At 37.3% G+C, this 23,892-nt stretch carries 28 protein-coding genes and 1 riboswitch; of the genes, 10 read left to right on the top strand and 18 right to left on the bottom strand.

What is annotated here, in order from left to right:
- Positions 1 to 64: 64 nt before the first annotated feature.
- The 15 genes from recN to HRK21_RS12475 form a co-directional block, all read right to left on the bottom strand.
- Positions 65 to 1,756: a DNA repair protein RecN gene (gene recN / locus HRK21_RS12545; protein WP_070006653.1), complete on the bottom strand. Its 1,692-nt coding sequence runs from the start codon at positions 1,754 to 1,756 to the stop codon at positions 65 to 67.
- A 22-nt stretch (positions 1,757 to 1,778) separates the two neighbouring features.
- Positions 1,779 to 2,228, bottom strand: coding sequence for a transcriptional regulator AhrC/ArgR (ahrC, locus tag HRK21_RS12540; protein WP_003722493.1), 450 nt, complete (start codon positions 2,226 to 2,228; stop codon positions 1,779 to 1,781).
- 189 nt (positions 2,229 to 2,417) lie between these two features.
- Positions 2,418 to 3,242, bottom strand: coding sequence for a TlyA family RNA methyltransferase (locus HRK21_RS12535; RefSeq protein WP_069888850.1), 825 nt, complete (start codon positions 3,240 to 3,242; stop codon positions 2,418 to 2,420).
- A complete protein-coding gene (gene dxs / locus HRK21_RS12530; RefSeq protein ID WP_077952764.1) occupies positions 3,239 to 5,158 on the bottom strand; it encodes a 1-deoxy-D-xylulose-5-phosphate synthase in 1,920 nt (639 codons plus the stop codon). The genes HRK21_RS12535 and dxs overlap by 4 nt, the downstream gene beginning before the upstream one ends.
- Before the next feature lie 166 nt (positions 5,159 to 5,324).
- Entirely contained in the window at positions 5,325 to 5,525 is a 201-nt protein-coding gene (locus HRK21_RS12525; RefSeq protein ID WP_003719639.1) for a cold-shock protein, read from the bottom strand.
- Between the two features lie 198 nt (positions 5,526 to 5,723).
- Positions 5,724 to 6,605 carry a polyprenyl synthetase family protein gene (locus HRK21_RS12520; protein WP_069888852.1) on the bottom strand — a complete coding sequence of 294 codons (882 nt, stop codon included), beginning with the start codon at positions 6,603 to 6,605 and terminating at the stop codon, positions 5,724 to 5,726.
- A gap of 2 nt (positions 6,606 to 6,607) precedes the next feature.
- Positions 6,608 to 6,835 carry an exodeoxyribonuclease VII small subunit gene (locus tag HRK21_RS12515; protein WP_003722489.1) on the bottom strand — a complete coding sequence of 76 codons (228 nt, stop codon included), beginning with the start codon at positions 6,833 to 6,835 and terminating at the stop codon, positions 6,608 to 6,610.
- Entirely contained in the window at positions 6,825 to 8,177 is a 1,353-nt protein-coding gene (gene xseA / locus HRK21_RS12510; protein ID WP_031695213.1) for an exodeoxyribonuclease VII large subunit, read from the bottom strand. The genes HRK21_RS12515 and xseA overlap by 11 nt, the downstream gene beginning before the upstream one ends.
- 18 nt (positions 8,178 to 8,195) lie before the next feature.
- Positions 8,196 to 9,050: a bifunctional methylenetetrahydrofolate dehydrogenase/methenyltetrahydrofolate cyclohydrolase FolD gene (folD, locus tag HRK21_RS12505; RefSeq protein WP_003726249.1), complete on the bottom strand. Its 855-nt coding sequence runs from the start codon at positions 9,048 to 9,050 to the stop codon at positions 8,196 to 8,198.
- 96 nt (positions 9,051 to 9,146) lie between these two features.
- Positions 9,147 to 9,533, bottom strand: a complete 387-nt coding sequence (nusB, locus tag HRK21_RS12500) for a transcription antitermination factor NusB (protein WP_003738878.1) — start codon at positions 9,531 to 9,533, stop codon at positions 9,147 to 9,149.
- Between the two features lie 30 nt (positions 9,534 to 9,563).
- Complete coding sequence (locus HRK21_RS12495) at positions 9,564 to 9,971, bottom strand: Asp23/Gls24 family envelope stress response protein (protein ID WP_003738877.1); 408 nt, start codon at positions 9,969 to 9,971, stop codon at positions 9,564 to 9,566.
- A 3-nt stretch (positions 9,972 to 9,974) separates the two neighbouring features.
- The gene (accC, locus tag HRK21_RS12490) at positions 9,975 to 11,339 is read right to left on the bottom strand and encodes an acetyl-CoA carboxylase biotin carboxylase subunit (protein ID WP_003727477.1); all 1,365 of its coding nucleotides are present in this window, start codon (positions 11,337 to 11,339) and stop codon (positions 9,975 to 9,977) included.
- Positions 11,340 to 11,352: 13 nt separating this feature from the next.
- Complete coding sequence (gene accB, locus HRK21_RS12485; protein ID WP_070006651.1) at positions 11,353 to 11,832, bottom strand: acetyl-CoA carboxylase biotin carboxyl carrier protein; 480 nt, start codon at positions 11,830 to 11,832, stop codon at positions 11,353 to 11,355.
- 158 nt (positions 11,833 to 11,990) lie between these two features.
- Positions 11,991 to 12,548 carry an elongation factor P gene (gene efp, locus HRK21_RS12480; protein WP_003722482.1) on the bottom strand — a complete coding sequence of 186 codons (558 nt, stop codon included), beginning with the start codon at positions 12,546 to 12,548 and terminating at the stop codon, positions 11,991 to 11,993.
- Between the two features lie 102 nt (positions 12,549 to 12,650).
- A complete protein-coding gene (locus tag HRK21_RS12475; protein ID WP_070006650.1) occupies positions 12,651 to 13,712 on the bottom strand; it encodes a M24 family metallopeptidase in 1,062 nt (353 codons plus the stop codon).
- A 179-nt stretch (positions 13,713 to 13,891) separates the two neighbouring features.
- On the opposite strand from HRK21_RS12475, the gene HRK21_RS12470 reads away from it, so the two are divergent.
- The 3 genes from HRK21_RS12470 (at position 13,892) to HRK21_RS12460 (ending at position 15,581) form a co-directional block, all read left to right on the top strand.
- A complete protein-coding gene (locus HRK21_RS12470; RefSeq protein WP_070006649.1) occupies positions 13,892 to 14,854 on the top strand; it encodes a DUF1385 domain-containing protein in 963 nt (320 codons plus the stop codon).
- 12 nt (positions 14,855 to 14,866) lie between these two features.
- The gene (locus tag HRK21_RS12465; RefSeq protein ID WP_003738873.1) at positions 14,867 to 15,139 is read left to right on the top strand and encodes an AC76 family protein; all 273 of its coding nucleotides are present in this window, start codon (positions 14,867 to 14,869) and stop codon (positions 15,137 to 15,139) included.
- A 61-nt stretch (positions 15,140 to 15,200) separates the two neighbouring features.
- Complete coding sequence (locus tag HRK21_RS12460; protein WP_003738872.1) at positions 15,201 to 15,581, top strand: rhodanese-like domain-containing protein; 381 nt, start codon at positions 15,201 to 15,203, stop codon at positions 15,579 to 15,581.
- 40 nt (positions 15,582 to 15,621) lie between these two features.
- Here HRK21_RS12460 and gcvPB read toward each other — a convergent pair whose 3' ends face one another.
- From gcvPB to gcvT, 3 genes are read right to left on the bottom strand one after another with little or no spacing between them, the layout of a single operon-like run.
- Complete coding sequence (gene gcvPB / locus HRK21_RS12455; RefSeq protein ID WP_003738871.1) at positions 15,622 to 17,088, bottom strand: aminomethyl-transferring glycine dehydrogenase subunit GcvPB; 1,467 nt, start codon at positions 17,086 to 17,088, stop codon at positions 15,622 to 15,624.
- Positions 17,085 to 18,431, bottom strand: coding sequence for an aminomethyl-transferring glycine dehydrogenase subunit GcvPA (gene gcvPA / locus HRK21_RS12450; protein WP_069888857.1), 1,347 nt, complete (start codon positions 18,429 to 18,431; stop codon positions 17,085 to 17,087). The genes gcvPB and gcvPA overlap by 4 nt, the downstream gene beginning before the upstream one ends.
- Before the next feature lie 15 nt (positions 18,432 to 18,446).
- Positions 18,447 to 19,535 carry a glycine cleavage system aminomethyltransferase GcvT gene (gene gcvT, locus HRK21_RS12445; RefSeq protein WP_070006648.1) on the bottom strand — a complete coding sequence of 363 codons (1,089 nt, stop codon included), beginning with the start codon at positions 19,533 to 19,535 and terminating at the stop codon, positions 18,447 to 18,449.
- Between the two features lie 83 nt (positions 19,536 to 19,618).
- Positions 19,619 to 19,710, bottom strand: a riboswitch (glycine riboswitch).
- A gap of 363 nt (positions 19,711 to 20,073) precedes the next feature.
- On the opposite strand from gcvT, the gene comGA reads away from it, so the two are divergent.
- The 7 genes from comGA to HRK21_RS12410 are packed head-to-tail and all read left to right on the top strand — an operon-like array spanning position 20,074 to position 23,882.
- A complete protein-coding gene (gene comGA, locus HRK21_RS12440; protein ID WP_003738868.1) occupies positions 20,074 to 21,096 on the top strand; it encodes a competence type IV pilus ATPase ComGA in 1,023 nt (340 codons plus the stop codon).
- Positions 21,074 to 22,105: a competence type IV pilus assembly protein ComGB gene (gene comGB, locus HRK21_RS12435; RefSeq protein ID WP_070006647.1), complete on the top strand. Its 1,032-nt coding sequence runs from the start codon at positions 21,074 to 21,076 to the stop codon at positions 22,103 to 22,105. Before comGA ends, comGB begins: the two co-directional genes overlap by 23 nt.
- A gap of 13 nt (positions 22,106 to 22,118) precedes the next feature.
- A complete protein-coding gene (comGC, locus tag HRK21_RS12430; RefSeq protein ID WP_003732258.1) occupies positions 22,119 to 22,442 on the top strand; it encodes a competence type IV pilus major pilin ComGC in 324 nt (107 codons plus the stop codon).
- Positions 22,439 to 22,867: a competence type IV pilus minor pilin ComGD gene (gene comGD / locus HRK21_RS12425; protein WP_070006646.1), complete on the top strand. Its 429-nt coding sequence runs from the start codon at positions 22,439 to 22,441 to the stop codon at positions 22,865 to 22,867. Before comGC ends, comGD begins: the two co-directional genes overlap by 4 nt.
- Positions 22,854 to 23,138: a competence type IV pilus minor pilin ComGE gene (gene comGE, locus HRK21_RS12420; RefSeq protein WP_070006645.1), complete on the top strand. Its 285-nt coding sequence runs from the start codon at positions 22,854 to 22,856 to the stop codon at positions 23,136 to 23,138. The genes comGD and comGE overlap by 14 nt, the downstream gene beginning before the upstream one ends.
- Entirely contained in the window at positions 23,101 to 23,568 is a 468-nt protein-coding gene (gene comGF, locus HRK21_RS12415) for a competence type IV pilus minor pilin ComGF (protein ID WP_070006644.1), read from the top strand. The genes comGE and comGF overlap by 38 nt, the downstream gene beginning before the upstream one ends.
- Positions 23,565 to 23,882: a competence protein ComG gene (locus HRK21_RS12410; protein WP_070006643.1), complete on the top strand. Its 318-nt coding sequence runs from the start codon at positions 23,565 to 23,567 to the stop codon at positions 23,880 to 23,882. Before comGF ends, HRK21_RS12410 begins: the two co-directional genes overlap by 4 nt.
- Positions 23,883 to 23,892 lie beyond the last annotated feature (10 nt).

Below are 23,892 nucleotides of genomic sequence, written 5' to 3'. Positions count from 1 at the left end.
TAATAATTTTCTACCTTATTCATTTTAAGCAAAAACTATTCGATATGCAAGCAATTTCGTTTTTTTAATACGTTTGTTTTACTTTTTCCGCTTGTTCAATCATTTCTTTTGCATGTTGTTTAGTTAATTCGGTAACTTCTATTCCAGCAATCATTCGACTGATTTCTTCTACTTTTTCTTCCCCTTTAAGCACTGTAACGGAAGTTGTGGTCCGTTTGTTTTGAACTTTTTTCGTAATGTAGTAGTGGTGGTTCGCCATTGCTGCGACTTGAGGCAAATGGCTAATGCATAGTACTTGCGAGCCAACTGAAACAGCATAGATTTTTTCTGCAATCGCTTGACCAACGCGACCACTTACACCAGTATCTACTTCATCGAAAATAATCGAGGTGATTCCTTGATGCCTAGAAAAAATGGTTTTTAATGCTAACATCATTCTAGATAACTCCCCACCAGAAGCGATTTTTGCTAATGGTTTTAACGGTTCACCCGGGTTGGTTGACATATAGAAAACAACGCTATCTTGTCCTGATTCTGTTAGTTCCATTTTATTTGCTTCAAAGCGTACACTAAAAATAGCTTTCTCCATATATAAATGATTTAATTCTTGTTTGATTTGCTTTTCTAACGTAACAGCCGCTTTTTTACGTATTTCCGTTAGTGTATTCGCCTGTTTTGTTAGTTCTGCTTTAAGTGTTGCTAATTTGGTCTCTAAATGCCCGACATGTGATTCACTATCTGTCAGTTTTTCCATTTCGTTGCTTATTTCTTGTTCGTATTGAATGATATCTTCAATGGTTTTGCCGTATTTGCGTTTCAATTGATTTAAATCATTCAAACGTGATTCAATTTGGTTAAGTTCTTCTGGTTGGAATTCGAGCTGATCAAGTGATTGTCTAATTTGGCTCATGCTATCTTCTAACATATAATAACTAGAAGAAATGGCCTCGCTAACTGCTTTATAATCCGTATGAATACTTGCTGCAGCTTCCATTTGGCGCATCGCTTCACCAACAAATTCCAGCCCACCAGGCTCCCCTTGAATCGCCGCATAAGCTCCTTGTAAATTTTCGTTAAGTTTTTCAAAATTGGCTAAAATATTTTTTTGTTCTAACAAACGATCTTCTTCACCAGCTTGCAAATTGGCATTTTCGATTTCCTGTTGTTGAAAACGGAGCATATCAAGACGTTGCGCTAATTCTCGCTCATTCTTTGTCCAATTTTGCCACTCTTTCTCGATTGTTTGATATTCTTTGAAATTAGTTTGGTACTTGGTTAATGCTGGCTTGATTTTGTCAGAAGCGAAACGATCAAGTAAGGATAAATGAAACTCCTCATTCATTAATTCCTGATGTTCATGCTGACTGTGGATATCTATTAATTTCGAGCCAATTTGGCGCAAGAGAACTGTAGTTACAAGCTTGCCATTAATTCGGCAACTATTTTTCCCCGAGCGAAACAGGCTGCGTTCTAGTACAACCATATCATCCGAAGCATCTATCCCATTTTCTATTAAAGCATTTCGGCAAGCAAGGTTATCCTCTGCTAGCGCAAAAAGCCCTTGAAGTTCTAAACGTTCTTCTCCATGACGGATAAAATCAGCTGATCCGCGTCCGCCAACAAGAAGACCAAGCGCATCAATAATAATTGATTTACCAGCGCCGGTCTCCCCCGTAAGTACCGTCATCCCTTCTTGAAAAGTTAAAGAAAGCGATTCGATGATAGCAAAGTTTTTAATTGTCATTTCTTGAAGCAAAATCTTTCACCTCCAACAAATTTTAAAGCATATCTATAAAACGATCTGTTAATGTTTTCGCATTTTCTTCCGAGCGACAAATAATTAAACAAGTGTCATCTCCACAAATAGTTCCAGCTTTTTCTGGCCAGTCCAAGTTATCGATTAATGCACCAACCGAGTTCCCATTTCCTGGCATTACTTTTAAAATAATCATAAATTGCACGTTATCAATGCCAATAAAGCAATCAATCAAAGCGCGTTTTAATTTTTGATGTGGGTTAAAACTATTATCGGCAGGTAGACTGTATTTGTAACCACCTGTTTGTGTTGGAACTTTGACAAGATGAAGTTCTTTAATATCACGGGAAACAGTTGCCTGGGTGACTTTAACATCGCGTTCTAACAGAAGTTCTACTAAATCTTCTTGCGTGTCAATCTCATTAGATGTAATCAATTCTCGAATAATAATATGACGATGACCTTTATTCATTCCTTCTTCACCTCACGATAATTTTCTACTTACATCTTATCCGAAAAAACGCATAAAGTCACGGATTTAGTGCAAATTTATGCAAGAAAAGTTTCTTTAATACTTTATACACCGAAAATACATCTCGAAATGAGCCAAATGGCACGGTAAAAGCAAAAACCGGAAAACATCGCTGCTTTCCGGTATACATTATTTATCTAATTTAGTATGTGCTTTGGCAATAAGTTTTGTAATTGCATCAGGTTCTAAGTGGCTTGTTCCTTTTTCTTCGCCAGTCCATTTAAGATGCGCGATAAATTCGATGTTTCCTTCCCCGCCTGTTATAGGTGAAAAATCAAGTCCCATCAAATCATAACCATTATCGAGCGCAAATTGAACAATATTTTCAACTACCGATGTGTGTACTGCTGGGTCACGGATGATTCCTTTTTTACCAACTTGCTCTCGACCTGCTTCAAATTGTGGTTTGATAAGTGTCATCACATCGCCACCTGTCACAAGTACGGTTCTAAGCACAGGTAAAATTAGTTTCAGTGAAATAAAGGATACATCAATTGTTGCAAAATCTGCTAAACCTTCGGAAAAATCAGCTGGCGTTACATGACGGAAGTTAGTTCGTTCCATCACGGTAACACGATCATCGTTGCGCAGCTTCCATGCAAGCTGATTATAGCCAACATCGAGCGCATAAGAATGTCTTGCCCCATTTTGTAAAGCACAGTCAGTGAAGCCGCCTGTAGAAGCTCCAATGTCAAGCATTAGTTTGTCTTTTACATCAAAATCAAATACTTGCAATGCTTTTTCCAATTTCAGACCACCACGACTAACATAGGGCATTTGTTTTCCTTTGACTTGAAGTTCGCTATCCACTGGGATTTTTTCTCCTGGTTTATCGACCCGTTCTTCTTTTTGGTAAACAATTCCCGCCATTATAGCGCGTTTTGCTTTTTCTCTCGTTTCAAATAATCCTTGTTCTACTAGCAGAATATCTGCACGTTCTTTTTTTATTGTCATAGTCTCTTCGCCCTTAACTTCTCGCTTTGTGCGAGCATTTCTTTTATTTTTAATACAATTCCAGCATTCGATATACCATATGATTCCAAGATTAGTGGCACGGAACCATGGCTAATAAATTCGTCCGGTAATCCAATTCGGTGTATCATTACATCCGTATAATTATTCGCCTCCATAAATTCTAACACACTCGAACCAAATCCGCCTTTTAATAATGATTCTTCCACTGTTAAAATGGGGATTTTTTGCTTTAAAATGTGATGTAGTAGTGATTCGTCTAGCGGTTTAATGTAACGTGCATTTACCACTCCAACACGGAGTCCTTCAGATTCTAGTTGTTTAGACGCTTGAAGTGCTAGTGGAATCGTTGGCCCAAAAGTTAAAATAACCGCATCAACTGGTTGAATGAGCGTTTCCCACTGTCCGATGGGAATCAGCTTGGTAGATTCAGAAAGCAATGTACCTGGTCCATCTCCACGCGGGTAACGAATCGCAAACGGCCCATCATTATATGAAAAAGCTGTATCCATTAATCGTCTTGCTTCTATTTCATCTTTTGGCATCGTGATAGTCATATTCGGAATACTATTCAAAAAAGAAATATCAAAAATACCCTGATGTGTTTCCCCGTCTGCTCCTACAAGCCCCGCTCTATCAATTCCAATTACGACATTCAATTTCTGCCGACAAATATCATGGACTAACTGGTCATAAGCTCTTTGTAAAAAGGTGGAGTATATCGCAAGAAATGGTTTCATACCTTGTGTTGCTAAGCCACCCGCCATTGTTGTCGCATGTTGTTCAGCAATCCCAACATCGAAAAAGCGTTCTGGAAAAGCTTTAGCAAACTTTTCTAATTTTGAACCAACAGGCATTGCAGGAGTTATCGCCACAATACGTTCATCCGTAGTCGCTAATCGCATTAATTCATTGCTGATGATAGAACTCCATGACGAAGATTTCTTAACTGGCTTAATGAAACTACCTGTTTCAACTTTATAAGGACCTGTGCCGTGCCATGTGCCACGAGAATCCAATTCGGCTGGTTGGTACCCTTTCCCCTTTTTGGTGACGATATGGAGCAATACAGGACCTTTTGCTCGCTTGGCAAATTCTAAGTTAGTAATAATGTCTTCTAAATTGTGCCCATCAATAGGTCCAAGATACATGAACCCTAATTCTTCAAAAAAAGTTCCTTCTACAAGCAAGTGTTTTATACTATCTTTTGCTTTCTCGGTGGCGTCGGCTAATTTTTCACCTGCTGTAGGGATTTTTCGCATCATTTTATCTATATTCGTTTTAGTTTGCTGAAATTTGTCAGATGTTCTTAATTTCCCAAGGACGTTGTGGAGCGCTCCAACATTAGGCGCGATAGACATATCATTATCATTTAAGATAACAATCATATCCTTGCCCATATCACCAATATGATTTAAAGCTTCTAAGGCCATACCTCCAGTTAACGCACCATCACCAATCACAGGGATTACATAAAAGTCTTCTTTTTTTATGTCTCTCGCGATGACCATGCCAGCAGCTGCAGATAAAGAAGTGGAGCTATGTCCTGTTTCAAACACATCGTGAATAGATTCTTTTCGCTTTGGAAATCCATCTAAGCCGCCGTGCTGACGTAAAGTATCAAATTGGTTTGCCCTTCCAGTTAGGATTTTGTGCACGTATGACTGGTGCCCAACATCCCAAATAAATTTATCTTTTGGACTATTAAAAGTATAATGCAACGCAATGGTTAGTTCTACCACACCCAGATTCGGGCCAATATGCCCACCTGACTTGGAAGTAGAAGTAATTAAAAAAGCGCGAATATCCGCCGCAAGTGCTTCTAATTCTTGTATATCCAATTGCTTCATAAAGGAAGGATCCTTTATTGTTAAAAGATCCAAATAAAAACAACTCACTTTCCAAAGAGCCACTTGCATGAATGTCTGCAAGGTCTTTTTTCTCAATTAATTGTTCTTATTATAGCAAACAATCGCCGTTAAACCAAACAAGGTAAAATAAATTTGGGCAAATAAAAAAGCAAATCACCGAAATGATTTGCTTTTTCTTATTCAAAAAATAGAATTACGCTTTTTGAACGTTAGCTGCTTGAGGTCCGCGTTGGCCTTCTTCAACGTCGAAAGTTACTGCTTGACCTTCGTCTAGAGATTTGAATCCGTCGCCTTGGATAGCGCTGAAATGTACGAATACATCGTCACCGTTTTCGCGTTCGATAAAACCAAATCCTTTTTCTGCGTTAAACCATTTTACTGTACCTTGTTCCATGTTCATGTTCCTCCTCGTGTGTTATGCACACTAATTATTTACTATTCTTGCTTAACGGCACGAGATGGAAAGTTGTTCACAATCGTATCTTTCACCCACAAAAATAATCTTACATTAGTATAACACGGTATTTTAGGAAAAGCAAATCAATTTGAATTATATATGTGAAAAAATTTTGAAATTACTAGATAATTATGATTAATTTTCTCTAAGTGCGATTAAATCAGCAAGTTGCAAGAGAATTTCGTCATCAAAATCATGTCCTGAAAGCGCTGACTTTGCAATCGTCACATGCTCGTTTAATGCTCTTTTAGCACCATCAAGCGTGAGTAATCCGGGATAGGTACTTTTGTTCAGAAAAGCATCCGCCCCTGTCTTTTTACCCATTTTGGTTTCATCACCGATTACATCCAATATATCGTCGCTAATTTGAAATCCAATCCCAATATTTTCCGCAAAAATCCGTAATCTTTTCGTTTGTTCCGAATCAGCTTCTGCAATTTTTGCAGCAGAAGTTACAGCAAAAATTAATAATTCACCTGTTTTCCGTGCGTGGATGGATGATAGCTCTTCTAACGTCACTTGTTTGTTTTCCGCTTCCATATCTGCAAGTTGACCGCCAACCATTCCTTCTGCACCACTACTAAAACTAATTTGGTTAATCAAAGCAATGCGTGTTTCAAAAGATAAATTTTCGTCTTCCGCTAAAATAGAAAAAGCAAGCGTTAGTAAAGCGTCTCCTGCCAAAATCGCTGTTGCATCCCCAAAAACTTTATGATTAGTATATTTGCCGCGACGATAGTCATCATTATCCATTGCAGGTAAATCATCATGGATCAGGCTATACGTATGAATCATTTCTAATGCCGTTGCTGTCTTCACACCTAATAGCGGATTTACTTTTAAGGCTTGAAGCGTAGCAAAAACGAGCATGGGGCGAATCCGTTTTCCACCTGCTTGAACAGAATATAGCATGGATTCTTTTAAAGTAGGTTCGATTTTCCGCTCATTTATCTCTTTAAAAAGGGACTCGTCGATGATTTTTTTATATTGTTCTAGAAAAAGGGTTAAATCTTGCAAATTTATTCACCATCCGCTTCAAAAGGAATTTCTTCTCCTGCATCTGTGACTACTTTTGCCATTCGTTTTTCGGCTGATTGTAATTTATCTTGGCACAATTTAGTTAGTTCGATTCCTTTTTGATACATATCGAGAGAATCTTCTAGTGAGGCACTACCATTTTCGAGCGCTTCTACAATTGTTTCTAGTTCTGCAATTGCTTCTTCAAAAGTTTTCTTTTTAGTTGCCACTTGTATCTTCCTCCTTTGCTGTAATGAGTGCATCTATGTGTCCGCCTTGCATTTTTACTTGGATATTATCGCCGACTTCAAGCTCCTGCACTGATTTAACTAGCGTATTCTCTTTATAGGTTACACCAAACCCTCGTTTCAATAAAGAAAGAGGACTCAAATGCTCTAGCGCATCTACTTGTCTAAAGAAAGATTGTTGCTTGTCTTTCAAAAGTTGCTTCATCGCTTTATCCAACGCTTGAAGGCGCAATGTCATTTGTTCTTTTTGAAGTTCAATTTCTTTGTTCGGATGGTAGTAATGTAGCCGATCATTTAACCGGTCGAAAGCTGTTTGCTTAACAAATATTTGTTTAGAAAAAGCATTATTTAATCGTTCGGAAAAATAATCTGTACGTTCCATTTGCTGTTCTAATTGATGTTTCGGACCATTTAGAATCAAATGTTGTTTAAGTTGCTCTAGTGACCGTTCTTTTCTTTCTAATACTTGTCTAGTAACTGCGAGCAAACGGTATTTACGTTCTGCTAATCGTTCTTCTAAATCGCGATAATCTGGGACAGCAAGTTCTGCCGCCGCAGTTGGCGTTGCGGCTCGTACATCTGCAGAAAAATCGCTTAACGCAAAATCCGTTTCATGTCCGACCGCTGAAATTACAGGTACATCGGAATCATATACTGCTCGAACAACAGGTTCTTCATTAAAAGCCCATAGTTCTTCAAGTGAACCACCACCGCGCCCAATAATCATCACATCAATATCATTTCGCTGATTAATCTTGCCAATGTTTTCGACAATTTTTTGAGCTGCTTTCTCCCCTTGAACAATAGTTGGATAAACAATCACTTCTACAGAAGGCATTCTACGATGAATGGTGGTTAGTATATCACGAACAGCTGCACCAGTTTTGGACGTAACGACAGCGACTTTGGACGGGAAAGAAGGAAGCACTTTTTTATGCGTTTCCGCAAAAAGCCCTTCCTTTTCCAATTGCGATTTTAATTGCTCTAATTGAATATAAAGCGCTCCGACGCCATCCGGTTCCATATGTTCTGCATAAAACTGATAGCGACCAGCTTTTGTAAATACACCAATTCGTCCTGTGATAAGGACATTCATACCATCTTCTGGGACAAAACCAATTTTTTGAACTGCTTTGTGAAACATGACAGAACGAAGCATCGCAAATTCATCTTTTACCGTAAAATATAGATGTCCACTCGCTGGTTGTTTTAAATTAGAAATTTCACCGCGCACGAAAACTTGCTTCATGTAGGGATCTACTTCAAACTTTTTTTCGATATATTTGGTTATTGCTGCTACCGTCAAATATTTATCTTGCTCCATCATTTCACATCCAATTAATCAATTCATTTTCCAAATGCGTTTTGCTGCTTTTAATGTGTTCGCAAGTAGCATCGTGATAGTCATCGGGCCAACGCCACCTGGTACCGGCGTGATAAATCCTGCTTCTTCTACCACATCATCAAAGTCTACATCACCGCATAATTTATTGTTTTCATCACGGTCCATGCCAACATCAATAACAATCGCACCTGGTTTGATATAATCTTTTTTCACGAATTTTGCTAGACCTGTCGCTACAACAAGAATATCTGCTTCTTTCGCTACTTGAGGTAAATCTTTTGTACGGCTGTGCGCGATGGTCACTGTCGCATTTTCATTTAACAGTAATTGAGCTACTGGTTTTCCTACGATATTACTTCTACCAATAACGACAGCGCGTTTGCCTTCTATTTGAGTGCCGGTCGATTTTATAAGTTCAATAATTCCTGCAGGTGTACAAGGAACAAAAGAATCTTTTCCGATGAATAAATTACCTACATTCACTGGATGGAAACCGTCAACATCTTTGTCATAGCTAATAGTATCAATTACTTTTTCTTCTGAAATATGTTCTGGTAGTGGTAACTGCACGAGTATGCCATGAATAGTTTTGTCTTCGTTAAGTTCCTCTACGACAGATAGTAATTTTTCTTCTGTTACATTTTCTGGAAGTTCGATTAAAACGGATTTCATACCCGCTTCTTCTGTCCGTTTTTGTTTATTTCTTACATATGTACGAGATGCTTGATTGTCGCCAACGAGCACAACAGCAAGACCTGGTTTTTTACCTTCTTTTACTAATTCAGCTACTTCTCTTGTTACTTTTTCTTGAATTTCTTTTGCTAATTTTTTGCCATCAATAATTTCTCCCATGAGTATTGCCCCCTTAAAAATAAGTTCCACGTAATTATTCTTAAAAAAATCACGAAATAAGGGAGTGCAAGGGAGTTCCCTTGCACTCAATCAAGCTTATTTATCTTCCGGTGCAATATTAGCAAGTACGCCATTAATAAATTTACTTGATTTTTCATCACTGTAAATTTTTGCAATTTCGATGGATTCATTCAAACTAACTCTATTTGGCACATCATCCAAGTACTTCATCTCATAAACACTCAAGCGAAGTAAAGATAAATCGACTTTACTCAAACGATCTATACGCCAATTGTCTAAGTTAGGCTCAATGATAGCATCAATTTCAGCTTTATTCGCCATAACACCTTCGACTAATTTTTCCATATAGTCGTCTTGCTCGTCTTCCATGATGTTTTTAATTGCTTGATCTAGCGACATTTCGTTTAGCTCTATTTGGAATAGTGCTTGAAGTGCTTTCTCGCGCGCCTCTCTTCTTTTCATGTTAAAGCTGCTCCTTTTGTTCCTTGAATTTTATAGCTCAAAATCATCGAAGGAAAGTGTTTCTGTTTTTTCAAATTGTACACCAACGATATGAACGTTAATTTCGAGTACATTTAAACCAGTCATATTAAAAATGGTATCTCTGACAGCATCTTGAATATTTTGAGCAACAAGTGGAATGGTTGCGCCAAATAAGACTGAACAATAAAGTTCGATGAGAATTCCTTCTTCGGTTAGTTCTACTTTTACGCCTTTACGATAGTTTACAGCACCGCTGAATTTTTCACGCCATTCTGTCGCAAAGCCACCCTGCATATAAGCAACATTTTCGATTTCACTTGCAGCAAGACCAGCAATTACGCCAATTACTTCAGGTGCAATCTCAATTTTGCCAAGCGGTGCATCATTTTGTTTACGCAAATCTTTTGTATAAGCCATTATTTAGCCCTCCTTAGAAAGATTCATTACATCATTTTGCTCCAAGAATTTGGTATTGAAGTCGCCCGATAAAAACACATCATTATCTAATACACGTAAATGGAACGGAATGGTTGAAGGAATACCATCAATGGCAAATTCGGACAACGCACGTTTCATCTTTTGAATCACTTCTTCCCGTGTTTCCGCATAACAGATTACTTTGGCAATCATCGAATCATAGTATGGTGGGATTTTGTAGTTTGGATAAGCTGCTGAGTCAATCCGGACACCTAAGCCACCTGGAGGAAGATAAAATTTAATTTCTCCTGGAGCTGGCATAAAGTTTTTCTCTGGATTTTCAGCGTTAATCCGACATTCCATCGCCCAACCTGTTAATTTCACATCTGCTTGTTTAATTTGTAGTTCTTCCCCAGAAGCAACTAGAAATTGTTGTTTCACTAAATCAACGCCAGTAACAAGCTCAGTTACCGGGTGTTCTACTTGGATACGCGTATTCATTTCCATAAAGTAGAAATTATTTTCATGGTGATCGAAAATGAATTCAATCGTTCCTGCGCCAGAATAATTCACGGCTTTGGCAGCTTTGACAGCAGCTTTCCCCATTTTTTGGCGAGTTTTTTCATCAATGGCAGGCGATGGGGATTCTTCAATTAGCTTTTGTAAGCGACGTTGAATACTACAATCACGTTCTCCTAAATGAATAACATTACCATGGTTATCAGCAAGCACTTGAATTTCTACATGGCGAAAATCTTGAATATATTTTTCTAAATAAACGCCAGGATCACCAAATGCGGCTTCGGCTTCTTGTTGGGTAGTTTGAATGCCAGAGATTAATTTCTCTTCATTTTCAGCTACACGGATACCTTTACCGCCACCGCCAGCTGTTGCTTTAATGATAACCGGATAACCGATTTTCTTAGCGATTTTTTTGCCATCCTCTACATCCTTAACAATTCCTTGTGAACCAGGAACAATTGGAACACCTGCTTTACGCATCGTTTCGCGAGCAACATCTTTTGTTCCCATTTGCGAAATAGCAGAAGCACTTGGTCCGATAAAAGTAATATTACAGTCTTCGCATAACTCCGCGAAATCTGCATTTTCGGCTAAGAAACCATAGCCTGGGTGAATAGCATCACAGTTCGTCAAAACTGCAAGACTAATAATGTTAGACATATTTAAATAACTATCTTTTGTTGCCGCGGGACCTACACAATAAGCTTCATCCGCCAGCTGAATATGTAGCGCTTCTTTATCTGCTTCCGAATAAATCGCCACTGTCTCCACTCCAAGTTCTTTTGCAGCGCGAATGATACGGACAGCGATTTCTCCACGGTTCGCTACCAGTACTTTTTTAATCATGTTTTTCGACCCCTTATTTTTTTCTAACTTTGAATAGTGGTTGTCCAAATTCGACTAACTCGCCACTTGAAACAAGAATTTCTGCGATTTCTCCGTCGATATCCGCAGTAATTTCATTGAATAATTTCATTGCTTCTACAATACATACAACAGATTGCGCAGATACTTTAGATCCAACGCTAACAAAATTAGCATCTTCTGGTGAAGCAGATGCATAAAAAGTCCCAACCATTGGAGATGTAATGACTTCTAAACTAGCATCTTCCGTTGTATTTGCTTCCGCTTGAGGAGCAGCTGTTTGCGCTTGTGCTACTGGTGCTGCCTGAGCTGGTGCTTGTGTGATAGCAATTGGTGCTTCTTGAACTGCTGCAGCAACAACCGTTTTATTCTTTTTAAGCAAAATCTTACTATCTTTCGTTTCTAACTCAAATTCATCTAGGGTTGACTCGTCAATCAGCTCGATTAGCTGTTTAATTTCATCTATTGATAACATACCATTTACACTCCTTAATAATACTAAAAATAAAAAATTGCATGAATCACGCATTGTCCTTATTGTACCATACTTTTTATTCAAAAGGTGTACTGGAAGCGCTAAGAAATAGAAAAACAGCTGAAGAATTAACTCCAGCTGTAGTAAAAGATTTTTGCTTACGCCCGAGAAACATATGCCGCTTCGGTTGTATTAATTACTAGTTTGTCCCCTTCATTAACGAAAAATGGCACTTGAACAACAAGACCAGTTTCAAGAGTGGCTGGTTTAGAACCACCTGAAGAAGTATCCCCTTTAATTCCAGGATCAGTTGCAGTAACAACTAATTCTACTGTGTTCGGCAAATCAATTCCAATTGTTTCGCCTTGATACATGATAATATTAATTTCCATATTTTCTTTTAGGAATTTAAGTTCATGAGCAATTTGGTCTTCTGGAAGCTCAATTTGTTCGTAAGACTCATTATCCATGAATACGTGATTTGTGCCGTCAGCATACAAGTAGGCCATTTTACGGTTGTCGATTTGCGCTTTTGCTACTTTTTCGCCACCACGGAATGTTTTTTCTTGGATTGCACCTGTACGAAGATTACGTAATTTGGAACGAACGAATGCTGCTCCTTTTCCGGGTTTTACATGTTGGAAATCTAGCACACGCCAAATACCATTATCTACTTCTATTGTTAACCCTGTTTTAAAGTCATTTACTGAAATCATGTTTTTCCTCCTGTAATTTGCAAAGTATCTTTATTGGGAGCATATGAAAACTGCTCATTCTTCCTTATTTAACCATAAAACACACAAAGTTACAAAGGAATTTTATAAAATAATTAATTCTTTTGGTGAATGAATCAAAATCTCATTACCTGTTTCTGTAATTAAGAGATCATCTTCAATTCTAACGCCACCGATTCCTGGTAAATAAATTCCTGGTTCATCTGTCACAACATGTCCGACTTCTAGTTTTTGAGGGCTCTTAAAGGATAAATTAGGTCCTTCGTGAATTTCTAACCCAATACCATGTCCTAAAGAGTGTCCAAATGCATCGCCATATCCAAAGGAAGAAATATAATCACGTGCAATAGCATCTGCTTCAATTCCAGTCATGCCTGGTTTTAAGCTACCGATTACTTTTAATTGCGCATCTAATGTAATTTGATAAATTTCTTTTAATTTTTCAGCTGGTTCACCGACCGCGATAGTTCTTGTCATATCTGAACAATAACCGTCATAGTAACAGCCGTAATCCATGGTAACGAAATCGCCAACTTCGATTTTTTTATCCGAAGCAACACCATGTGGTAATGCAGAACGAACACCGGATGCAACAATTGTATCAAACGATGAAGAAGTAGCTCCCGCACGTCTCATAAAGAATTCCAGTTCATTAGATACTTCGATTTCAGCCATGCCTGGTTTGATAAATTGAATGATATGTGCAAAAGCTGCATCAGCGATATCACAAGCTGTGCGGATTGCTTTTAGTTCACTTGCTGTTTTCACTTTACGCATTTCTTCAAAGAAGCCGGTAAGTGGGATTAATTGACGATTAAATACGCGCTCCATTTGTTTAAATTCAGAAACAGTCACATAATCTGCTTCAAAATGTAGTGTTTTTGTATCGTTTTTAATTAATAAATCTTCTACCGTGTCAAAAATTGGACCAGTATGTTGTACAATTTCATATCCTTCTGCTTGTTTTGCTGCTTGTTCCGTATATCTGAAATCCGTTACAAAATAAGCTTTTTCAGGTAAAATTAGCGCCACACCACTTGTTCCAGTGAAACCCGATACATACCTTCTATTAAACTCACTCGTGACAAGAACTGCTTCAATCTTTTCCTTGCCCAGTGTTTCTTGAATTTTAGTTAATTTAGACATTTTTATTCCCCCACTTTTATCAAATTTTAGGCGCGCAAAAATCGCATTATTAAACGCGTTCGAAACTATTTTATCACAATTTAGAAAAAATAACTTTTTTTAGGCGTTTTGCGCTATACGAAAAACTATTTTTAGCGTAAAATAACATATTAGTAAACATGAATAGGCTGGTGAAAACTTTGAGCAAACAAAACGTACCATCATATGGCGGTCAAGCTGTAGTTGAAGGCGTCATGTTTGGCGGCAGAAAACAGACCGTAACAGCGATTAGACGTATAGATGGTTCATTAGAATATTTTTATTTAGAAAAAAATAGTCCAGTTTGGGTTATGCGTATGAAGAAAATACCTTTTTTAAGAGGAATTGTCGCATTAATTGAATCTAGCGCTATCGGTTCCAAACACCTTGCTTTTGCAACAGACCGATATGACGAAGATCCAAATAATCCAGTAGAAGAAAAAATTGAAAAGAAAGAATCCAAAGTTGCGATGTGGCTTGGTGTTGCTGTCATCGGTATTTTATCTTTCGTCTTTGCAAAATTTGTCATGACGCTCATCCCTGTATTTTTAGCGGAATTATTCCGTCCTATCGTTCCAGGCGATACGGCACAAGTATTTTTAGAGAGTCTTTTCAAATTAATTCTTCTATTAACCTATATTTTCGCGGTTTCTCAGACCCCTATTATTAAACGAGTTTTTCAATATCACGGTTCTGAGCATAAGGTAATAAATTGTTACGAAGAAAATTTACCTTTAACGGTTGAAAATGTACAGAAACAATCGCGACTTCATTATCGTTGTGGTAGTAGTTTTATTTTATTTACAGTTATTGTTGGTATGTTTATTTATTTGTTAGTACCAACCGATCCTCTTTGGCTTCGTGTGGTCGACCGGATTTTACTTATTCCTGTCGTACTTGGTGTAGCTTTTGAAGTACTTCAATTAACTAATAAATGCCGTAATATCCCAGTTCTTAAATATTTAGGTGTTCCGGGTTTATGGCTACAACTTCTTACAACAAAAGAACCGTCTGATGATCAAGTTGAGGTTGCCATCGCATCCTTTAATGAACTTTTACGAGTAGAAAAAGAAGGCGCACCAGTAGATGTAGCGGAACCGGAGAATCTGGAACTTTTAGAATAGGAGTGGATTAATTTGAAGAAGTATCCCCTCATAGTTATTATTTTACTCGCGCTTGTTGGCATTGGGCTTTTAATGGGTGGCTTTAAATCATTTTTCACCTTAATTATTTCCGTTTTAATCGGGACACTTATTTTCACCCTTCTACTGCGGCTTTTCACAAATAGAAAAACGGACAGTAATTACCAAAAAGCAGTAAAACAATCAAAAAATTTACATGCTCCGAAGAAAAAAACAAAGAAAAAACGAAAATCTTCTTTCAAAGTGATTGATGGTGGCAAAAAATAAGTTATAATAGAAAAGGATGCTTTATAAAAAGCAGTTTTCAGGATGAAAGGGGTTTACACAATTGATTAGTTGGATTATAGCAATTATCATTCTGGTTATTCTTCTAGGATACGAAATTTACCAGTTTGTAATGCGACGCAAAGCACTAAAAGTTTTAACAGAAGAAGAATTTAAAAAAGGTTATCGTAAAGCACAATTAATTGATGTTCGCGAGCCAAATGAATTCGACGCTGGCCATATTCTTGGAGCTAGAAATATCCCAGTTACACAAATGAAAAACCGTACAACAGAAATTCGTCAAGATTTACCAGTTTACTTATACTGCCAAACAGCACAACGTAGTAACCGTGCAGCAATTATGCTTTACAAACGCGGCTACAAACAAGTGTATCAGCTTAAAGGCGGCTACCGTAAATGGACAGGAAAAACTAAATCTAAATAAGAAAAAGCCTTGCTGCGAAGTTACGCAACAAGGCTTCTTTTTATACTTCTTTTTGATAACGTAAAATTGGTTTTCTAGCAGCACGTGTTTCGTCTAGTCGTTTTACATAGGTGCTATGAGGCGCTTCTTGGACGATTTCAGGATTTTCTTCTGCTTCTTTCGCAATTTTCAACATCGTATCGATGAAAGAGTCTAGTGTTTCTTTCGATTCTGTTTCAGTCGGTTCAATCATGATTGCTTCCCCAACAATTAGCGGGAAATAAACAGTTGGCGGATGGAAATTATGATCTAGTAATCGTTTCGCAATATCAACAGTTCTTACACCAAGTTTCTTCTGTCTATTACCACTTAAAACAAATTCGTGTTTACACACTTGATCAAATGGTAAATCATAGGCTTCTTGTAGTTTACGCATCATATAGTTGGCATTTAAAACAGCGTATTCTGTCACTAATTTCAAACCATCCGGTCCCATCGTGCGAATATACGTATACGCGCGAACATTGATGCCGAAGTTACCATAATATGGTTTCACCCGACCAATAGAATCTGGATAGTTATAATCAAACGTGTATCCTTCTTCTTTTTTCGTAAGGACTGGTGTTGGTAGGAATGGGATTAAATCCTTTTTCACACCAATTGGTCCAGAGCCAGGACCTCCACCACCGTGAGGACCAGTAAATGTTTTGTGTAAATTTAAATGAACGACATCAAAGCCCATGTCTCCAGGTCGCACTTTCGCCATAATAGCATTTAAATTGGCGCCATCATAGTATAATTTCCCGCCAGCTTCATGAACGATTTCCGCCATTTCCACAATATCTTTTTCAAACAGGCCGAGTGTATTTGGGTTTGTAAGCATGAGTGCAGCTGTATCTTCGCCGACTACTTTTTTCAAGTCTGCCACATCGACAAGTCCTTTTTCATTCGATTTCACCGTGACAACATCAAAGCCTGCTACTGCCGCGGATGCCGGATTCGTTCCATGCGCAGAATCTGGGATGATAACTTTTGTACGTTTTGTATCCCCATTTTTTTCATGGAAGGCACGAATAAGCATTAATCCAGTCCATTCACCGTGTGCTCCAGCAGCTGGTTGGAGCGTTACTTCATCCATCCCTGTAATTTCAACTAAACTTGTTTGCAAGTCATACAGAAGTTCTAGCGCGCCTTGGACAGAGCTTTCTGGTTGATTTGGATGGATATTCGCAAAGCCTGGGAATCGAGCTACTTTTTCATTGATTTTAGGGTTATATTTCATCGTACAGGAGCCAAGTGGATAAAAACCAGAATCTACACCAAAATTATGATTGGATAAATTAGTATAATGACGCATGATTTCGAGCTCGCTCAATTCAGGCAAATCTGCTGGTACAGAACGAATATACGCTTGATCAAAATAATCACTGGCCTTTGTTTCTGGAACATCGCTTTCTGGCAAACTAAAGCCAATTCTTCCCGGAATAGAACGTTCAAACACTAATGGCATTGTTTCTTCTAAATTCATTTTGCACCCTCCAAGCTCGCCACAAAGGCATCAATTTCCTCTTTTGTCCGCATTTCAGTAACTGCTACAAGCATATGGTTTTCGTATTTTTCCTCATAAAAACCAAGGTCATATCCCCCAATAATCCCTTCACCTAAAAGAGATTCGTTCACTTCTTTGATTGGTTTCGAAAGCTTTACAACAAATTCATTGAAAAAGCCATCTGAAAATAGAACTTCAAAGCCTTTTTCACGGAATTTTTGTTTGGCATAATGAGATTTATCTAAGTTTTGTTTTGCCATTTCTACAAGACCTGTTTTTCCAAGGGTTGCCATTGCGACAGAAGAAGCTAATGCATTCAATGCTTGATTGGAACAAATATTAGACGTCGCTTTATCACGGCGAATGTGTTGTTCGCGCGCTTGTAATGTAAGTACATACCCGCGCTTCCCGTTCTCATCTACAGTTTCCCCAACTAAACGTCCAGGAACTTTACGCATTAATTTATTTGTGACCGCAAAGAAGCCACAGTGCGGCCCACCAAATGATTCAGGGATACCAAATACTTGCGAATCACCCACAACAATATCTGCACCAAATTCTCCTGGTGGTGTTAACAAACCTAGAGACAACGGATTGCTCGATACAAGTAATAAAGAATTATTTTCATGCACTAATTTTTCAAGTTCAGCCAAAGGTTCCACTTGTCCATAGAAGTTTGGATATTGTACAACAAAACCGGCTATATCATCTGAAAGAGCTTTTTTTAGCGCTTCAATATCTGTTTTGCCATCTAGTTCTGGAATAACTTCTACTTCAATATGTTGACCAGTTGCATAGGTTTTTAAAACATTACTGCTTTCCGGGTGAACAGCTCCAGAAATGAGAATCTTTTTGCGCTTTGTATGCCCACTTGCTAGCATAGCTGCTTCCGCAAGCGCTGTCCCACCGTCATACATCGAGGAATTAGCCAAGTCCATTCCAGTAAGTTCCGCAATCATCGTTTGGAATTCAAAGATCGCCTGCAACTCCCCTTGCGAAATTTCAGGTTGATAAGGCGTGTAGGCTGTATAAAACTCTGAACGAGAAATAACGTGATCCACAACTGTTGGAATGTAATGACTATAGACACCAGCTCCTAAAAAGGAAGCGTACTCTGTTGTATTAGCATTTTTAGAAGCAAGTTTCGATAATTCGCGTAATAGTGCAGGTTCTGATTTTGCCGGTTTTAAATCATAATCCCGTTTAAATCTAATTTTTTCTGGAATGTCTTGAAATAAGTCATCAATTGACTTAACCCCTATTACATCAAGCATTTCCTTTTCGTCTTGTTCTGTCATTGGTAAATAACGATGTTTTGCCATATTATTTCCTCCTTTTTACTTTGCGCGTTTATAAAATGGTGTTGGTACTATTTTTGCTTTTATTTTTTTATTTCTAATACCCACTTCTACTTCTTGACCTAATTCTGTGTAAGCTGTATCAATGAGAGCAAGACCAATATTTGTTCCAAGTGTTGGTGATTGGGTACCAGAAGTCACAATGCCGATTTCTTCGTCATTCAAAAACACCGGGTAATCGTGGCGCGGAATACCTCGTTCAATTAATTCAATACCAACTAATTTTCTGTTCAGCCCTGCTTCTTTTTGTTTAATAAGCGCTTCTTTACCTATAAAATCTGCTTCTTTTCTTAATTTAACAGCAAAATTAAGTCCGGCTTCAAGTGGCGTAATGTCTTTGCTCAATTCTTGCCCATAAAGCGCAAGTACTGCCTCTAAGCGTAATGTATCCCGTGCACCTAAACCAATTGGAGCGACTCCTTCAGCCAAAATTGCCTCAAAAACTTTTCCTGCATCAGCGCTTGGCATATAAATTTCAAATCCATCTTCTCCAGTATAGCCACTTCTTGAAATAATCGTTTTTACTCCTGCTACATCCGCATCCTCTACGAACCCAAAAAAACTAATTGAACTTAAATCTACATCCGTTAGTTTTGCGAGAATTTTTTCTGCGTTTGGCCCTTGTAAAGCTAATTGTCCATATTCTGAAGATACGTTGGTAACAGTGACATCTCCCTGAATATTTTTGACCATCCATTCAAAATCTTTTTCCGTATTTGCTGCATTAACAACGAGTATGTATTCCGTTTCTGATTTCTTATAAACTACTAGATCGTCTACTGTTCCGCCAGTTTCATAGCACATAATGTTATATTGCGCTTTACCAATTTTTATTTTTTCAATGTCGTTGGTTAACAAATATTGTAAATAAGAAGTACTATCAGGACCTTTCACCAAAATTTCTCCCATGTGGGACACGTCAAATAACCCTGCATCAGTTCGCACGGCTTCGTGTTCTGCTTTTATACCAGCAAATTGTACTGGTAAATCCCATCCACCAAAATCAATGGTTTTCGCACCATATTTTGCATAAAGTGGATGAATCGGTGTTTTTAGTAACTCTGTCATCATTTTATCCTCCTTTTTCACATAACAAAAAGGCTTATATGGTTCATAAGCCCTGTCGTAACATAAATATGACTCCAGAGTTGCGTCCCGTAAACATCCTTTTGCCTGAGAGTTTCACATAATACATGCTTTCCCCGTCGGCGCTGCTTTTCGCAGTCTCTCTGTTTACATTCACCCGCTAATTCTATTATGTATTTGCCTTTTCTATAGCTTATCACGAGTTGTATTGTTCGGCAAATAATTAGTTTTAAAGCCTAAATTTTCTTTATTTTTGATATTGGTTCGGAATGTAAGGGCTTTATTACAATATTATCGTTTGATTATACGTTTGTTATTCTTTGCACATAGATTGTGAAAATCATCAAAATTGAAAAAAATGTTTTATTCACTTATTTGCTTCTAAAATATCACTTTCAATATTATTTTAGCTTGAAATGCTACTTTTGCATTTAGAAAATACTATTTTCTTTTTTGTGAAAGATTCAGACACAAAGGATTTTGCTTGCTTATGAAGAATATGACTTGTAAGGAGGTTCTTATGCCGCAAAAAATGACAGAACACATCATAACTCAAGCATTACGTGTCCATGCAAGCGATGTTCATATTCATCCACTCTCAAACCGCTACTTACTCCGTCTTCGGGTAAATGGGACATTGATTCCGCTTCTTTACCTTCCAATAGATGTAGGAGAAAAGTTAATATCTTTTCTTAAATTCCAAGCAGCTTTGGATATAAGCGAAAAAAGACGACCCCAATCTGGTAGTTTTGAAAAAAATACAAACACAGAAAAAATTGCTTTACGGCTCTCTACTATGCCTAGCAAAGATTTTCATGAAAGCATGGTTATTCGAATTTTTCGTTACAAGTACCCTATCCCATTTTTAAAATCCAGTGTATTTCCTAAGTCCACTAAACAAATTCAACAACAGTGTAAAAACCAAACAGGTTTGTTTCTTTTTTCCGGTAGCACAGGTAGTGGTAAGTCTAGTTCTATGTATAGCCTTGTTTCTTCTATAGAAAATAAAGATGAACTGCAAATCATTACAATTGAAGATCCTGTTGAACATCATTCTCCAGGCTTTCTCCAAATCGAAGTGAACGAAAAAGCAAGCATCACTTATGCACCCATCATTCGATCCGTCTTACGCCATGATCCTGATATTTTAATTATAGGGGAAATACGCGATGCAGAAACCGCTAAAATAGTTGTTCGTGCTGCATTAACTGGTCACTTGGTTTTAAGCACGGTTCATGCTGGAGATGCTTATGGAGTTTTATTAAGATTACTTGAATTCGGTATTAGCTCAGAAGAATTAGCGCAATGCTTACTCGGAATCAGCTTTCAAAAGCTAACACATCTAGTTTGCACCTTCTGCGGAGAAAAATGCCATCCCCTTTGTACACATTTGCACCGAAAAAGAACAGCTATCTATGAAGTTCTTACGCAACAAGAGATAAAAGCCTATTTCCAATCTAATAAACAGCAGATTAAGCCTAAATATCCTATTAAAAGAAACTTCGAGAAAGGAGTTGCCTATGGCTTTTTTTCAGCGCACTAATTGGAAAGAGGACGGAGAATTTTTAATTAGAGTTGCCAGTTTACTCGAAAAGGGATTCTCCTTAGATGCGACCATTAGCTATTTAAGCATTACTTCGCCCAAATATCGCAAAAGATATGAACAAATTATCACTTCACTCGCAAACGGAAATTCTTTTTCCTATGCTCTTTCAAAAAATGGATTTCCTGAATTCATTTGTTCCCAACTTCATTACGCTTCTAGTCACGGTTACTTTTTGCAAACAATTCACGAGACCGGCGTCCATATGAAAAGAAAAGCGGAAGAAAAAAACGCATTAATGAAGACTTTCCAATATCCACTAGTCTTATTCTCTACTGTCATTCTGGTGTTCTTCTTGCTTCGGATTTTTCTCTTACCTAAATTCGAACTTTTATTTACACAACTATCAACTAAAGGCACAGTTGGAACTAAATTCACTTATTTCCTGCTTGAAAAGGTTCCAGTTTTATTAGGAATTTTTTTACTTAGCCTTTTTCTAATTTTCAGCCTCATAATTCGAAAGCAAAAGCAAAAAAATGCTTACGATCGTGCTTATTTTTATTGTCGAATTCCATATATTCACCAATTTTCAAGAATTCATTATTCGCAATACCTTGCGCGCGAACTCGGATATCTGCTGAAAAGCGGTTTATCTATAACGCATATTATGCACCTCTTTGCGCAAGAAGAATCTCCCGCATTCTTTCAAGCAATCGCTAAGCAAATCCTTCCTACGCTTGAACAAGGATTATCACTAACAGAAGCACTAGAAAAAATGCCTATATTTGAAAAAGAGCTTTATTACATTGCTATCCACGGCGAAAAAAATGGTAATTTAGCAGAGGAATTTTTATTTTATTATAACTTATGTCATCAGAAATCACTTCAAAAGACCGAAAAATTATTTTCATTTATCCAACCAATTGTTTTTATCGTTATTGGTATTTTAATTGTATCCATTTATTTGTCCATTTTATATCCCATGTTTTCTATGGTAAATCAAATTTAAAGGAGGAGTTTTAATGTTTAAAAAGAAAATTGATTGGCGAGATGAGCGAGGCTTTACTTTGGTGGAGATGTTAATTGTATTGTTAGTGGTTAGTGTTTTGTTACTCCTTACGATTCCAAACATCGTGTCACAAAGTAAATCAATCAACGATAAAGGATGCGAGGCCTTCATTTCAATGGTTCAAGGTCAAGTTCAGTCCTACCAATTAGATAAAAATTCAATCCCTTCTGTAGCTGATTTAGTAAGTGGAGGTTATTTAAAAGCTAATCAAAAATCTTGTCCTAATGGAAATAGTATCAAGATAGATAGCTCAGGAAATGTTTCAGAGAAAAAATGAAAATAAATGGATTTACTTTATTAGAAATGTTACTTGTACTAACTATCAGCTTTACACTAATCACATTAACTATCTTTCCTATTTCAAGTACATTATCCACGCTTAGGGAGAAGCAACTACTAGAAGAAATAAAAGCCACCATCTATCATGCGCAAATAAATGCTGTAGCAACAAACCAAGATACGTTTATTTCATTTGACACAATGAAAAATCAACTCATCACCTATACTAACTCAAAAACTCTTGCCATCCTTCCATTCTCACAGACGTTAACTTTAACACAACCAAAAATAGGAAATTTTCGTTTTTCGAGTACAGATGGATCCATTAATCGTTTTTCAACAATTCACCTGACAAGTTCGACAAATAGCTACAAGCTAATATTTCAAATCGGAAAGGGGCGTTTTAGAATTGAACAAAATTAACGGATTTTCTTTAGTTGAAAGCATGGTTTCGCTTCTCCTTTTTTCAATGGTTTGTAGTTTTTTATTACCCACAGCTATGACTATTTTTGAAAAACTAGACTATCAAAAAGAAACGAGCAGAGTCTATCAAGAAATTTACGAACACAGCGAACTATTACGCCACAAAAGTGTTCCGGTTAACTTTAAGGATAAACGTATCCAAAGTTTCTATTATCAAGGAGGTATCCAAATTTGTGCAAAAAATAAATTGGAAGAAAAATGCAACTTTTAAAAGCGGTTCACCCGCTTTCACTCTTCTCGAAACAATCTTGTCTATTACAATCATTTTAAGTATTAGCTCGCTCATCCCATTATTTTTTCAATGCTACAACAAGACTCTCCAGCTTAGCAACATTAGCCAGACAACAGAATGGCAACTTTTTCTCATTCAAACTCGCTTAGAATTAGAAAAAGCGACTAATATTCAGATTGATGGGAATAAACTTTCTTTTAGTAATGGCAAAGACCTTATCACCTATTCCAAATATAATGATTTAGTTCGTAGACAAGTAAACGGAAAAGGACATGAACCATTACTTACTAATGTAAAAGAATATCAATTAATTAAGAAAGAAAAACAACTTCATTTAACGGTACAAGACTTTTACACACAGATATATACATCTGTATTCGCATTACCAGAAGTGGTATTGACTCCATGAAAACTAATGCATTTACGCTCCCATTTACCATTTTCATTGCGTTTATTTCCATTTTAATCGTTACTGGCAGCGCTTCTATCTTTAAGACACAAATACAATATGAAAAATTGATTCAAAATTATTATTTAGCCTCCACTAAACTAAATTTAGCTTTCATAGAAATTAAGGAAACATCCTCACTTTCACATCAGTTTAAAACAAATTACAAAGGCACAAAGATAGATTGCCAGGCGACAGATAATCAACTAACAGAATTCAACTGTCAAATCACACTAGAAAACGGCTATACATTAACAAAAACAACGAGCCCTTAAAGAAGGAACT

It is taken from the genome of Listeria monocytogenes (assembly GCF_013282665.1).
Lineage (GTDB): Bacteria > Bacillota > Bacilli > Lactobacillales > Listeriaceae > Listeria > Listeria monocytogenes_C.
This window is presented reverse-complemented; position numbering and strand designations above follow the sequence as displayed.